The sequence below is a fragment of the Micromonospora sp. MGP-C2 genome (genome assembly GCF_057766525.1).
In genome coordinates, this window is sequence record NZ_JBYMEN010000002.1 from 6,987,970 (window position 1) to 7,001,504 (window position 13,535).

The 13,535-nt window shown below is 70.9% G+C and carries 10 protein-coding genes; 6 read left to right on the plus strand and 4 right to left on the minus strand.

Annotation, left to right across the window (positions count from 1 at the left end; all coding sequences use genetic code 11):
- Positions 1-34 precede the first annotated feature (34 nt).
- Complete coding sequence (locus AC3CF1_RS32030) at positions 35-3,043, minus strand: type I polyketide synthase (protein WP_488451944.1); 3,009 nt, start codon at positions 3,041-3,043, stop codon at positions 35-37.
- Between the two features lie 174 nt (positions 3,044-3,217).
- Here AC3CF1_RS32030 and AC3CF1_RS32035 point away from each other — a divergent pair, with 174 nt between their 5' ends.
- The 5 genes from AC3CF1_RS32035 to AC3CF1_RS32055 all read left to right on the plus strand — a co-directional run bounded on the left by AC3CF1_RS32035 (position 3,218) and on the right by AC3CF1_RS32055 (position 10,397).
- Positions 3,218-6,466, plus strand: a complete 3,249-nt coding sequence (locus tag AC3CF1_RS32035; protein WP_488451945.1) for an AMP-binding protein — start codon at positions 3,218-3,220, stop codon at positions 6,464-6,466.
- On the plus strand, positions 6,463-7,707 hold the full coding sequence (locus tag AC3CF1_RS32040) for a cytochrome P450 (protein ID WP_488451946.1): 1,245 nt from the start codon (positions 6,463-6,465) through the stop codon (positions 7,705-7,707). The genes AC3CF1_RS32035 and AC3CF1_RS32040 overlap by 4 nt, the downstream gene beginning before the upstream one ends.
- A gap of 110 nt (positions 7,708-7,817) precedes the next feature.
- Complete coding sequence (locus tag AC3CF1_RS32045; protein WP_328534734.1) at positions 7,818-8,225, plus strand: RidA family protein; 408 nt, start codon at positions 7,818-7,820, stop codon at positions 8,223-8,225.
- Positions 8,225-9,208 (plus strand): alpha/beta hydrolase, encoded by a 984-nt coding sequence (locus tag AC3CF1_RS32050; protein WP_488451947.1) that lies wholly within the window; start codon positions 8,225-8,227, stop codon positions 9,206-9,208. The genes AC3CF1_RS32045 and AC3CF1_RS32050 overlap by 1 nt, the downstream gene beginning before the upstream one ends.
- 550 nt (positions 9,209-9,758) lie before the next feature.
- Positions 9,759-10,397, plus strand: a complete 639-nt coding sequence (locus tag AC3CF1_RS32055; RefSeq protein ID WP_354982718.1) for a CGNR zinc finger domain-containing protein — start codon at positions 9,759-9,761, stop codon at positions 10,395-10,397.
- Between the two features lie 335 nt (positions 10,398-10,732).
- Here AC3CF1_RS32055 and AC3CF1_RS32060 read toward each other — a convergent pair whose 3' ends face one another.
- A complete protein-coding gene (locus AC3CF1_RS32060) occupies positions 10,733-10,867 on the minus strand; it encodes a hypothetical protein (protein WP_255508804.1) in 135 nt (44 codons plus the stop codon).
- Positions 10,868-11,200: 333 nt separating this feature from the next.
- Between AC3CF1_RS32060 and AC3CF1_RS32065 the strand changes: the two genes are divergently transcribed.
- Entirely contained in the window at positions 11,201-11,557 is a 357-nt protein-coding gene (locus AC3CF1_RS32065; RefSeq protein ID WP_488451948.1) for a nuclear transport factor 2 family protein, read from the plus strand.
- Positions 11,558-11,639: 82 nt separating this feature from the next.
- On the opposite strand, the gene cspE is transcribed toward AC3CF1_RS32065, so the two are convergent.
- Positions 11,640-11,843: a transcription antiterminator/RNA stability regulator CspE gene (gene cspE / locus AC3CF1_RS32070; protein ID WP_013283833.1), complete on the minus strand. Its 204-nt coding sequence runs from the start codon at positions 11,841-11,843 to the stop codon at positions 11,640-11,642.
- A gap of 343 nt (positions 11,844-12,186) precedes the next feature.
- Positions 12,187-13,440: an iron-containing alcohol dehydrogenase gene (locus AC3CF1_RS32075; RefSeq protein WP_488451949.1), complete on the minus strand. Its 1,254-nt coding sequence runs from the start codon at positions 13,438-13,440 to the stop codon at positions 12,187-12,189.
- Positions 13,441-13,535 lie beyond the last annotated feature (95 nt).

Consider the following 13,535-nt stretch of genomic DNA (forward strand, 5'->3'; position numbering starts at 1 on the left):
CGGTAGCGGCGGACGGCGGCCACCCCGGCGTCGATCAGCCAACCGCGACAGGTACGCGGTCGCTGTCGACCAGGGCTCGGCACATCGACGTGTGATCGCCGAGCGTCGGGCGGGTCATGAGGTCGCGGATCGGCACCCGGATGCCGAGTTCGGTGCGTAGCCGGCGAGCCAGGTGGGTGATGCTCAGCGAGTCGCCGCCCAGCGCGAAGAAGTCGGCGTCATCGGACAACTGGTCCCGACCGAGCAGATCGCTCCACAGCTGGCCGAGCAGCGACGGCACGTCCTGCTCGAAGGCCCCGGCCGGGCGGTCGGCGCCGGGCGTCGCGCCGATGCCGCTGTCGCGCCCGGTCGCGAACACGGTCGCAGCCGCCGCCGGGGCGGTGACGGGCAGCGGGACGACAGCCGGCGGGTTGTGCCCGGCGGGCGCCGGTCTGGCCTCGGCGGCCAGGTGGCGTGGCCCGTGGAAGGCGTAGCCGGGAAGGTGGACGCGGCGCCCGGTGGGACACGTCGCGCCGATCTCCACCGGCTGCCCGACGGTCCACAGTCGTCCCAGGGCGGTGGGCACCGCCTCGTCGTCGGCGCCGGGCCGACCGCCGCACAGCGGCACGGCGGTGAGGCCGCCGCTCTCCGCCAGAGTGGACAGTGCGTGGCCTGGCCCGACCTCGACCACGACCGCATCGGTGAACCGCTCGCCCAGCCGCCGCAGTGATGGTCCGAACCGCACCGTGTGGCGCGCCTGTGCGGTGAACAGGGCCGCGCCGACGGGGGCTCCCGGGAGGAGCAGTTCACCGCTGTTCGTTGCCCACGGCAGCGTGGGCGGTCCGAGTCGCATCCCGGCCAATGCCTCCCGCAGTGGCGCAACCGCGGCGTCGACGAGCGCGGTGTGGAACGCGCGACGGCTGCGCAGCCGCCGCGCACGCACCCGGCCGCTCAGCCAGGCCTCAAAAGCGTCGACGACGTCCGGCGGGCCGGCCACCACGGTGTGGTCGGGAGAGTTGACGGCGGCGGTCTCCAGCGCCAGGCCGGATGCGCGTACCAGGTCAGCGGTCTCCTGTTCGCCGCAGGTCAGGGCGAGCATGGCACCGGGTGGGCACTGCTGCATGGCCGCCCCGCGCACGGTCACCAGCCGGGCGGCGTCGGCCAGGTCGAGCACACCGGCCACGCACGCGGCGGTGATCTCGCCGAGACTGTGCCCGGTGACGGCCGCCGGGTGCAGGCCGAGCTCGCGCAGCGCCATCGCGGCGGCGTACTCCACAGCGAACAGGGCGGGCTGGGCCAGGGCGGTCTCGGCCAGGTCGTCGGCGGCGAACCCGGGGTCGAGCAGCGCGCGGCCGACCAGTTCAGCGGTGGTGGGGTCGTACTCGTCGAGCACTGTCGCCAGCGCGGCGCTGAAGCCCGGCAGGTCGGCGGCCAGCGGCCGGGCCATGCCGGGGTACTGGGCGCCCTGCCCTGGAAAGGCGAACACCAGCGGTGCCGGGCCGGTCGTGGGTACGCGGCCGTGCGCGGTGGTGCCACGGGACTCCAGCCGCTCGGCGAGTTCGTCGGTGTCGGTTGCGACGACGGCGAGTCGCTCGGCCAGGTGTGCTCGGCCGGTAGCCAGGGTTCGCACCACGTCCTGCGGCAGGACGTCGTGGGTGCGGAGGTGCGCGGCGAGCCGGGTGGCGGCGCGGTCGAGCGCGGCACCATCGGCTGCGGACAGCACGACCAGGTGGCGGCCGGGGCGGGCGCCGCGGCGGGCGGTGCTCTCGACCGGGGGCTGCTCCACGACCACGTGGGCGTTGGTGCCGCCGACGCCGAACGCGCTGACCCCGGCGCGCCGAGGCTCCGTGCCGGGCCATGACCGAGCCTGCTCGGGCACGTACAGCGGCGACCCGTCGTGTTCGAGGAGCGGGTTGAGCGTGCTGTGCCCGGCGACCGGAGGGATCACCCCTTCCCGGACCACCATGATCGCCTTGATCAGGCCGGCCACACCCGCGGCGTTGTCGAGGTGGCCGGTGTTCGCCTTCAGTGCGCCCACAGCGACCTGGCCGGGGCGGGCACCACTCGCGCGCAGGGCCGCGGATGCGGCCGCCCACTCGATGGGGTCGCCGATGCGGGTGCCGGTGCCGTGGCTCTCCAGGTATCCGATGGAGTCGCCGTCGACGTCGGCGGCCCGCAGGGCAGCGCGGATGACGGCCTGTTGGCCTTCGACGGACGGCGCGTAGTAGCCGGCCTTCGCCGAGCCGTCGTTGTTGATGGCGGTACCCAGGATGACCCCGTGCGGGGCGGGACCGTCGTCGAGGGCGTCGGCGAGGCGCCGCAGCACCACGCAGGCCACACCGGACCCGGCGACGATGCCGTCGGCGCTCGCGTCGAACGGGCGGCAGTGGCCGGTGGGGGAGTGGATGCCGCCGGGCACGTGCAGGTGCCCCGCCTGTGGGAAGGCCATCCCGGCGGCGACCACGAGCGCCTGGTCGCAGTCGCCGTTGAGCAGTGCCTGAACGGCGAGGTGTACCGCCACCAGCGACGACGAGCAGGCGGTCTGCACCGCCAGTGCGGGGCCGTTCAGGTTCAGCCGGTAGGACAGGAGGCTGGCCAGGAAGTCGGGCTCGGTGCCGTGCAGCGCGTCCTCCAGTGTCAGCGGCGTGAGCTGGCCGCCGGCCACCATCCGCCGCAGGTAGTCGCTGCTGCTGGCGCTGGCGAACACACCGGTGGTGAGGCCGGTGTCGAGCGGGTTGGCGCCGGCGTCCTCAAGGGCCGACCAGGCGCACTCCAGCATGAGCCGGTGCTGCGGGTCGAGCATCTCGGCCTCGCGCGGGCTCATCCGGAACAGCACGTGGTCGAACCGGTCGGTGTCAGCGAGGTGGCCGTGCACCGCCACGTAGTCCGGGTCGTCGAGCAGGTCCGGGGGCACCCCTTCGGAGGCGAGTTCCTGTCGCTGGTAACGACGGGTGAGCACCCGACCGGCAGTGAGAGCGTCCCACCACTGGGTCAGCTCCGGTGAGCCGGGAAACCTGCCGGCCATGCCGGATACGGCGATGTCGAGGGAACGGTCGCGTGCCATGCACCCACCTTTGATCGGTCACCAGGAGCACCGTCCGGCGTGGATCGATGCGGTCTACATGCCCGGGCTTGCCAGTAGGTTGCCAGACTAGGCAATGTCATGGCAACGTTCGTGTTGAACATGGCGACGCACGTCGCCTGATCACCCCGAGAGGTACCGACGAGGGGAAACAGCGTGCACGCAGACCCGCGATGGTCGGTCGGCTCGCCCAACACCGCTCCGGCGGAAGGGCTGCACCAGACCGTGGCCCGGCAGGCGCGGTGCCGACCCGGCGCCGCCGCCGTCGTGGAGGGCCCTCGCACGATCACGTACGCGCAGCTCGACGCCGCCGCGGATGCCTGGGCGGCGGGCCTGGTCGCCGCCGGGGTGCGACCCGGCGACCGGGTGCCGATCCTGTTGCCACGCAGCGCCAACCTGGTCGTCGCGCTGCTGGCAGTGCTCAAGACCGGAGCCGCCTACTGCCTGTTGCCGCCGGACTGGCCCGCGCCGCGCCTCGACGCCGTGCTCACGGACCTGCGGCCCCCACTGGTGGTCACCGGCACCGAACCAGCCGGAGACCTCGCGGTGCCGGCATGGCCGATCTCGGCCGCACCGGTCAGCGCGGGCCCCGGTTTCCGGTCCGTGGCCGTCGCCGCTGCCGATCCGTGCTGCGTCTTCTTCACCTCCGGCACGACTGGTCGGCCGAAGGGGGTGGTCAGCCCGCACGGGGCCACCGCCCGCCTGTTGCAGCCCGGCGGCTTCGCCCGCTTCGACCACCGGACGGTGATCCCGCTCGCGGCCGCCACCCCCTGGGACGCGTTCTCCCTCGAACTGTGGTCCGCCCTGCTCAACGGGGGCACCTCGGTGATCGTGGCCGATCCCTACCTGTCGGCGTCGGCCCTGCGCCACGGGGTGGCCCGGCACGGTGCGAACACCGCGTGGTGCACCGCCAGCCTGTTCAACCTGATCATGGACGAGGCGCCCGACGCGTTCGAGGGCCTGGACCAGGTGATGATCGGCGGGGAGCGGCTGTCCGTGCCGCACGTACGCCGGTTCCTGGCGCTGAATCCCGACACCGTCCTGCTCAACGGTTACGGCCCGGTCGAGTGCACGGTCTTCGCCACCACCCACCGCATCCGCGCCGACGACTGCGAGCGGCCCGGCGGCATTCCACTCGGGCGACCCGTGCCCGGCACCGAGGTGTACGTGTTGGACGGACAGCGCCCCTGCGCCGTCGACGAAACCGGCGAGATCTGCCTGGCCGGCGACGGCCTGGCGATCGAGTACCTCGGTGACCCCGCCCTCACCGCCGCCAAGTTCACCCGGATCCGCGTCGGCGATCGTGAGGTCCGCGCCTACCGCACCGGCGACCTCGGCACCTGGGACGAGGACGGACTGCTGCACCTGACCGGCCGCGCCGACCGTCAGCTCAAGATCCGTGGCAACCGGGTGGAGCCGGCCGAGGTCGAACGCCAGATCGAGGAACTGCTCTCCGACGTACGACACTGCCGGGTGGTGGCCCGCGCCACCGGCCGCGGCGACCGGGAGCTGGTGGCGTTCTGCGTGCCCGTCCGCGACGGTGACCCGCTGCCCGAGGCGACGTCCCGGATCCGCGACGCGCTCGTCGCCTACCACCGTCCGGCCGCAGTGGTCAGCGTCGCCGCGTTTCCGCTCACCGCCCAGGGCAAGCTGGACGAGCGGGCGCTGCTGGCGCTGCTGACACCCCCCGCCGTCAACTCCGACCCGGCCGCGGGCTGCGACCCGGCCACCCTCGGCGACCCGGTGCTGCGCGACGTCGCCGAGTGCGCCGCCGCCGTCCTCGGTGTCGGCACGATCCCGCTGGACACGCCGTTCCCCGAGATGGGCCTGACCTCGCTCGACGCCGGCCGGGTGTGTGCCCGTCTCTCGGCGCGCACCGGCATTCCGGTGCCGGTGTCCTGGGTGTACGAGTGCCCGACAGTCACCGGCCTCGCTCGCCGGCTGTCCGACGCGACCGTCGTCGCGGGGGCAGGGCGGGAGGCGGCCCTGTCAGTACCCGACGACGACGCGGCCCCGCTGACCGCCGTTCAGGTCATGCAACTGACCCGGGAACTGCTGAACCCGGCCGACCGTACCGGGCACTGCCTGCTCAGCTGGGTCGTCGAGGGCGAACTCGACAGGTCGGCCCTGTCCGTCGCGATCGCTGCCGTACACCTGCGGCACGAGTCACTGCGCGCGGCATACCTGCTCGACCCGGAGCCGGCGGCGTATCCCGACGACGTGCCGGCGCCCGCGCTGACTGTGCTGCCGCCGCAGGCCGGCGTCGACGCGGCCCTCGCCGCCGCCCGCGAGGCGCTCGCCGCGCCGCTGGCACCGCAGGACGCCCAGGTGTGGCACACCGTCCTCGTGCCTGTCGACGTGCCGAAGCCGGCAGCGCCCACGGCCGTGCTCGGATGCGCGGTGCACCACGTCGCCTTCGACGGCTGGTCCGAGGCCGTCCTCGCCAACGATCTCGGCACCGCGTACCGGATCGCAGTGGGCGACGCCGACCCCGACCGGCTCGCGGTCGCACTCGGTCCCGGCCCCGCCCTGGCCGCCCTGGCCGGCGCCGACCTGGCCCGCTGCCGACTGGCCGAGCCCGAACGCCGCCTCGCCGAGGTGCGCGCCGCCCTGGCGGGTGTGCCGCCGTTGCGGTGGTCGTCCGATCCGTCAACCCTCGACGGCGACGGCACGGGTTCCGACGCCCCCGTTGCACCCGCCGAGTTCGCCGCAGCCGACGGTGCAACCGCGTTCGACCCCTCTACCGGCACGACGGCACCAGCCGCGATCGTGCCGATCAGGTCGCGTCGGCAACCCGAGCGGGTCGAGGTCAGGCTGGCCGCGGACGCCCTCGCGGCCGTTGACGCCGCCGCCGCAGCAGCCAACGTCACCCGCTTCGTCGTCCTCCTCGCCCTCTGGGCGGCCAGCGTCGCCGACGTCACCGGCCAGCGGGACGTCGCCTTCGGGGTGCCGGTGGCCCGCCGCGACGATCCCGCCCTGGAACGCGCGATCGGCTGCCACATCACCATGGTCTGCGTGCGACTGCGGGATGCCGCGTGCGCCGGCGACACCGGTGCCGTCCGGATCGTGGGCCGTACCGTCCAGCAGATGCTCGCGGCCCAGAGTCTGGCCGGGTTCCACCTGCTCGGCGAGGCCGGGCGGCCACCGGCGTACCAGACGCTGTTCGCCTACCAGAACAATGCCGTACCCGAGCTGGAGCTTCCGGACGCCCGCGTCACCTTCGTCCGGCAGCCGTATCTCGACCTGCCCTTGGAGTTGCACGCCGAGCTGTGGCCCGACGGCGACGGCCTGCGGCTGGAGATCACCTACAACCCCGCGGTGGTCACCGAGAAAACCGCGGCCGACCTCGCCAAGCACTTTTCCGAGTACGTGTACAGCCAGGCGACGGGAGCAGTCCGGCCATGACCATCAGCACCATTCCGGCCACCACCACCGAGCCAGCGGAGATCGACGCGTCCGGCCGGGCCATTGCCGGCACGCCGCCGCTGTCCCGGCTCACCGACTCGGACCTGTACGCCACCGGCGATCCGCACCCACTGTGGGCGTGGATGCGCGCCGAAGCCCCGGTGCACTGGCAGCCGGCGACCGAGCTGCCCGGGTTCTGGTCACTGACCAGGCATGCGGACATCCGCGCGGTCTACCAGGACAGCGCCACGTTCAGCTCGGCGCAGGGCGTGCTGCTGCGGCCAGCCGCAGCCGGCCCCGATCCGGGCGGCAACCTCACCCTCGCGCTCACCGACGCCCCCCGCCACAGGCAGCTGCGGACACTGATGGCCGGCTGGTTCAACACCCGCGCGGTGCGGGCGTTGGAGGGCTACGTGCGCGCCAGTGTCCAGGGCGTCCTGGACCGCGCGGCAGAGCAGGACACCTGCGACTTCGCCACCGACGTGGCGGGACGGCTGTCCCTGATGACGATCGCGCACATCCTCGGGGTGCCCGAAGCCGACCACGACAAGCTGTACCGATGGACCGACGAGGCTTTCGCGGCCCACAGCTCGCTCGTCTCCCACCCCGACATCGTCGACTACTTCATGGACCTGCTGTACCGCCGGATGGAGGAACCGACCGACGACCTGGTGAGCGCGCTGCTGCACGGCACCGTGGGCGGTGACCTGCTCACCGAGATCGAGGTCGTGCTCAACTGCGAGAACCTCATCGGCGCCACCGAGAACGGCCGGCTGGCCCTCATTGGCGGGGCACAGGCGTTACTCGAACACCCGCAGCAGTGGAAACGCCTCGCTCAGGACCGTGCGCTGTTGCCCAGCGCGATCGAGGAGATCATGCGGTGGACATCGAGCGCCACCCACAGCGTGCGGACCGCCACGCGCCCGTACGAACTGCGCGGGCAGCGCATCGCCCCCGGCGACAAGGTCGTGCTCTGGCTTCCCTCCGCCAACCGTGACGAGGACGTGTTCACCGACCCGTACGAGTTCGACATCACGCGTACGCCGAATCGGCACATCGCCCTCGCCGTCGGTGAGCACTTCTGCATCGGTGCCACGCTGGCCCGGGCACAGATGCGGGTGCTCTTCTCCGAGCTGCTCGACGGGGCGTACGCGATCGAGTTGGACGGCCCGGTCCGCCGGGTCAGCTCGATCGCTGTCAACGGCACGGAGAGCCTGCCGGTCCGGCTGCGGGCGCGGTAACCGGCGACCACCGCCGCGCCCGCCCGGCAATCAGGCCCCGACCGCTCGGCGTCCTGGAGCCGCGGTGGTCGCGTACGCCCGCACCATCACCGAATCCTCGGGAGGACACTGTGCCAACACCACGCATCACCCACCTGGCCGAGCCCGCCGGCGTGCAGCCAAGCTCCGGTTACACCCACGTCGTCGTCGCGCGGGGCCGGCTCGCCGCCATCGCCGGGCAGATGGCGTTCGACGCCGATGGGGAGCTGGTCGGCCCCGGCGATCCCGAGGCGCAGGCGCGACAGGTCTTCACCAACATGGGCCGCTGCCTCGCCGCAGCCGGCGGCAGCTTCGACGACGTCGTCAAGCTCACCTGTTTCGTCACCGACGTCGCGTTCGTACCGACGGTGCTGGCGGTGCGCGACGAGTTCATCGACACCTCCCGGCCACCGGCCAGCACCGTCGTGCAGGTGGTCGCGCTCTACCGCCCGGACCTGCTGCTCGAAGTGGACGCTCTGGCACTGCTGGAGGAGGCGTGATGACCGGGACCGTGGCCGCCGCAGCCCCACCACCGTTCGACCCCGAGTTGGCCGGTCCGCTGTCGGAGATCCTGTCCGAGCTGCCGATGCCACTCACCGCCGACCTGATCGCCGACCGACGGCAACGCTCCCGGACCGGCCGTCTGACCGACGCGCAGATCCGCCGCGAAGGGGCGTTCGAGATCGAGGAACGCAAGGTCCCCGGCCCGGCCGGTGCCCCTGACATCACTCTGCTGATCTGCCGACCGGTGGGCGTCACCACGCCGGTTCCGGTGGTCTACCACACCCACGGCGGCGGCATGGTGGCCGGCAGCCACCGCAGCACCGAGCTGATCGGCGAGCTCGACCGAGCTCAGGCGCTCTCCCTCGCCGTGGTGTCGGTCGAATACCGGCTCGCGCCCGAGCACCCGGATCCGGCCCCGGTGGAGGACTGCTATGCCGGGCTGCTGTGGCTTGCCAGTCACGCCACCTCCCTCGGCCTTGATCCCGACCGGATCGTGTTGAGCGGTAACAGTGCCGGTGGCGCCCTGGCTGCCGGCCTGGCCCTGCTCGCGCGGGACCGCGGTGGTCTCAGGCCCAAGGGGCAGCTGCTGCAGTTCCCGATGCTGGACGACCGGTGCGCGTCGGACTCCTGCCGTCAGCTCGGCAGGGTCGGCCTGTGGGACGGGCTGTCCAATGAAGCGGGCTGGACCGCGCTGCTCGGCGAGCGCCGAGGCCTGCCGGCAGTGTCCTGTTACGCCGCTCCGGCGCGGGCGACGGACCTGTCCGGTCTGCCGCCAGCCTTCATCGAAGTGGGCTCGGTTGAGGCGCTGCGCGACGAGGGCATCGAGTACGCGAGCCGGATCTGGCGTGTCGGCGGGGAGGCCGAGCTGCACGTCTGGTCGGGCGCGTTCCACAGTTTCGACGAGTGGGTACCTACCGCCACGGTGTCTCGAACCGCCCACCAGGCCCGCGTTGGCTGGCTGAAGCGGGTGCTCGGCTGACCGAGGCCGGCCAGCAGCCGTGGGGGAGCCGGGTCACCGCCGTGTGGGCGGCCCGGCTCGACGCATGGGTGGGGATCTACGCTGTCCGAGACAACGGGCTTGGCATATGTGAGGCAACACCTGAGGTCTCCCGTGGCTGTGCTCTGGTCGATGAAGGTGCGGCTACGCGCCGGTGGCATGGCCGGCCTGTCCCTATCTGTGACGTATTTCCGCACCTTAACCGCAGTTGCCTAAACGGAGATTCACTCGTGCCAACCTCTGGCAAAACCTTGCCAAGCCATGGTGCTCCAGATAGGTTGGTCGTACCAGAGCGGACAACCCGACGCGGTACGACCGCCGGCTTTGCCCTCACCCGCATCCCTCAAATCTGGAGTTGACTGTGCGTAGGTGCGCCATGATCGCCGTTGCCGTCCTCGTCTCCGTGCTGTGCACGACCAGCCCCGCCTCGGCCTCCGACATCGACTGGCCGGTGGCCCCGACCTCCAGCGCGCGGTGACATCGCGGCTCGCCGGGTTCGCCTGCCGTCCGAGATGTCGGCGGTGACCAGCTGATGGCCTCCTTCGACGAACCGGACCTGGCCAACGGAGACGCGCTCCGATGGCGGACAGGATCCGACACCGGTGGGCATGAGGGGGCCAGCACGGTCCTCCCTCATGACGCGGCACGGGCACTGGTTGCCGCTGCGGCGCTGGTGAACACGACCGGAGGAGACGGCGTCCAGCCCGACGATGCCGCGCTCAGACGCATTGTCCAGATCCTGGCCTGGGATGAGGGGCCGGCCTGTGGCAGGAACGATCTGCAGACGCTCCGCAGCCTCCGCCCCCGCCTCCGTGAACTCTGGCAGGCAACCGGAGACACCGCGGCGAGCGTGGTCAATCAACTGCTCCACGAGTTCAACGCGCTTCCACAGCTGGTCAAATGCGGCAAGTGGGGTTACCGCTTGGAGGTCGCGCCCGCGGATGCGCCACTAGCGGCCCGCTTTGCCATCAGAACATCGATCGCCGTTGCCGACCTGCTTCGTCAGGGAGAGCTTCGCCGGCTACGGTCGTGCGCCCACCCCGAGTGCCACAACGTGATGGTGGACCTCTCCAAGAACAGGTCCAAGAGGTACTGCGACGGTCGTTGCGGAAATCGTGCGGCCGTCGCCGCGTACCGCGCCCGTATGTCGGCCAGCGTAACCAGCGGCTGACAGCGCCGGGATGGACCGCCCCCGGCGATCCGGGCCGGGGGTGCCCTTGAGCGGGTCGCCGCTGGCCGGGCACTCGGTGCGTGCGGGATTTCCCCGTCGGTGTCCGGACGTGGTGAGCACGGCACTGTCCGCTCTGGCAGCGACCGCCCGGACGTGACTCCATCGACGGGGCATCGGTGTGGACAACAGGTGTCGTGCAACTTCCCGAGCGGTGTCGGCGAGGGCAGCCGAGCGGCCCTGCCGAAGATCTATGCCGCAGCGGCAGGTGGGGATCCGACGATCGTCAGCCCCCACCTTCATCGCCGCATGTGGACATTTGAGCGATGCTGCCGGCGTCAGCGCCCGGTGGACACGATGTTTGAAGAATTCCCGTTCTGCTCGTCGCGCTTCAGGCGCTTCGCAGTCTGCTTCTCCTTGATCGTCTTACCCTTCTTCTTGACGTTCGCCTTGCTCGTCGAGTCCTTGGACATGATCGAACCTCCTGGAGCAGGTCGGTGAACGTGCAGCGTGGTACTCGCCTGATCGCGGCGTGCAGGTGACGGACGACTCGCGCGGCGACGCGAAGTCTTCACTGCACACTGACCCTACGCTGTTCCAGCTCTTACCAACGTTGGCATGCATCGCCGGTGACGGGCGATGGTTCGTGTCGCCCAACCGACACGGACCCCATCCCTCCGGTAAGCGGGTCATGACGGGCATGCCGAAGTTCGGTTGTGCCGCGAACGCCGTACTGGGCTGACGTTGCCGTTCTGCCGCGAGCGAATCCGCTTGTCTTGGTGCGGGGCGCTGTAGAGGATCGCTGGATGGATCTCCAGACTGCGGAACGGCAGCTCCAAGCCGCTCAGCGCGCCGCCGATGTCGAGTCCCTCGACGCGCTTCTGCACCCCAGGGTCGTGGGTGCTGGACCGGATGGCACGGTTTTTACCAAGGAAGATGACCTGGAGAGCTACCGCTCGGGGGCCCTGCGAATCACCAACCTGGTGGAGGAGTCGCTCGACGTCCAGGAAGACGGTGAGACCGGGGTGACCCGCACGGTCGCTGCGGTGGATGCCGTTCAGGGCGGTGCCGTTATGTCCGCGCGGTTGCGCTACACCCGGCTGTGGGTGCGTGAGGACGGCAACTGGCGGGTGTTGGCCGCCACCTTCGTCCCGGTCCAGTGAGCGTGGAGATGCCGTGGTGAGCGCATGAAACGCCGAACGGCGGCCCGCTGAATCAGTCGGGCCGCCGTTAGCAGAGTGTGGATCAGAGCGGGCGGATGTTCTCCGCCTGCGGGCCCTTCTGGCCCTGGGTGATGTCGAACTCCACCTTCTGGTTCTCGTCGAGGCTGCGGAAGCCGCTCGCCGAGATCGCGGAGAAGTGGGCGAAGACGTCGGCGCCGCCGTCGTCCGGGCTGATGAAGCCGAAGCCCTTGTCGGCGTTGAACCACTTCACGGTACCTGTAGTCATGTCTGCTCCTCGCAGGCTGTTAGAGACCGCACTGTGCGGACCCTTACGCCGCTGCGTTGATCACCCGCGTCGAAACGACACGAAAACGAAAAAGCGCCTGGACGGGTTTGATACCCCATCAGGCGCTGAAAAACGTCTACGGAAATCAAAACTGCAACTCGGTTACCGTAGCACATGATCCGCCGCCGCTCCGATGGAGGTGAGCCGACCTGGTCACCTGGCTGCTTCATCGATGCCACCGGGGGTCACAACCGCGAAGCGAACGTCGACCGGGCCGTCGCCGTCGCGACCAGCCCGGCGGCCGGCTCGCGCTCGCCCTGGCCGCCCCACAGAGGACTCGTCGTCATGTGGAAGGCCGGTCACTGTCTCCGCTCGGAGTCAGGACGTGTCGGGTCCGGTCCCCGGTCCAGGCCGCTTCGAGGATCGCGGTCAGGCTGGCGGTGTCGGTCGGGCCTGGATGGTTCTGGATCAAGCGGGTGACGCCACTGGCCATCTCCGCGAAGCGCGGGAGGTCGGCGCGTGCCACGCCGATGTCCGCCAAGGTGGGAGGGATGCCGATGTCGGCAAGGAGCCCGTCGAGCCAGGTGAGGAACGTGTCTGCGGCCTCGGCATCCGAGGCGTCGTTCACGTCGAGCCCGCACACCGCGGCGAGGGTGGCCAACCGGTCGCTGATGGCATGCCTGGCCGCGTCCAGCGCGTAGGGCAGTAGCAGCCCGACGCCCAGGCCGTGCGGGGTGTGCGTGGCTGCGCCGATGGGGTACTGGAGAGCGTGCGGGGCCGCGTTGCCCGCGTGGGAAAATGCGAGCCCGGCGAGCATGGAGCCGTAGGACATGTCCGCGCGCGCGTCCGTGTCGCCTCCATCCCGGACAGCACGCCGCAAGCTACGGGCGATCCGCTCCGCGGCCAGGAGCGCGTAGTGGTCGGTGATCGGGTTGCGGCCGAGGAACACCTGCTCCACCGGGTCCCGCGGTCCGTGGGCCCGGGGTCGCGCGGTGTAGCTCTCCACCGCGTGACAGAACGCGTCGATGCCGGAGTGGGCGGTGACGTTCGCAGGGCAGGTGTAGGTGAGTTCGGGGTCGACGATGGCGAAGTCGGGAACGATGTGGACGCTGGAGACCCCCACCTTCAGCTCGCGGTCCGGGTCGGTCAACACCGAGACGGGTGTGAGCTCGGAGCCGGTGCCTGACGTCGTCGGGACCGCGACGAGAGGAAGCGTCGGCCCCGGCACCTTCGACTCGCCGTAGAAGTCGCGCGGCGTCCCACCGTGGCGCCGGATGACGCCGACGATTTTGGCGAGGTCGATCACCGTGCCACCCCCGATGGCGAGGATCACGTCGGCGTTAACCTCGGCGGCGACCGAGACGGCCAGGGCCACATCGGAGAGTGGCACGTCCGGAGTCGCGTCGGAAAATACCGCGACGACCTTGACCTTCTCCCGCACGGCGGCCACGATCTCGGCCACGCCCGGCTGCCCCAGAAGAACCTGGTCGGTCACGATGAGGACTCGCGAGCCACTCTCGGCCACCACTCGTGGGATGTTCTGCGCGACCCCTTCGCCCACTATCAGCTGGCGTGGTCCGCGGAAGGTCTCAAGCATGTCAGTGCCTCTCCGGAACGTCGGCGGCGATGTGCTGGGCGGACGTCCAGGTCACCTGCGAGACCGGGACGGCGTCGGCAAGGTTGGCCCGGATG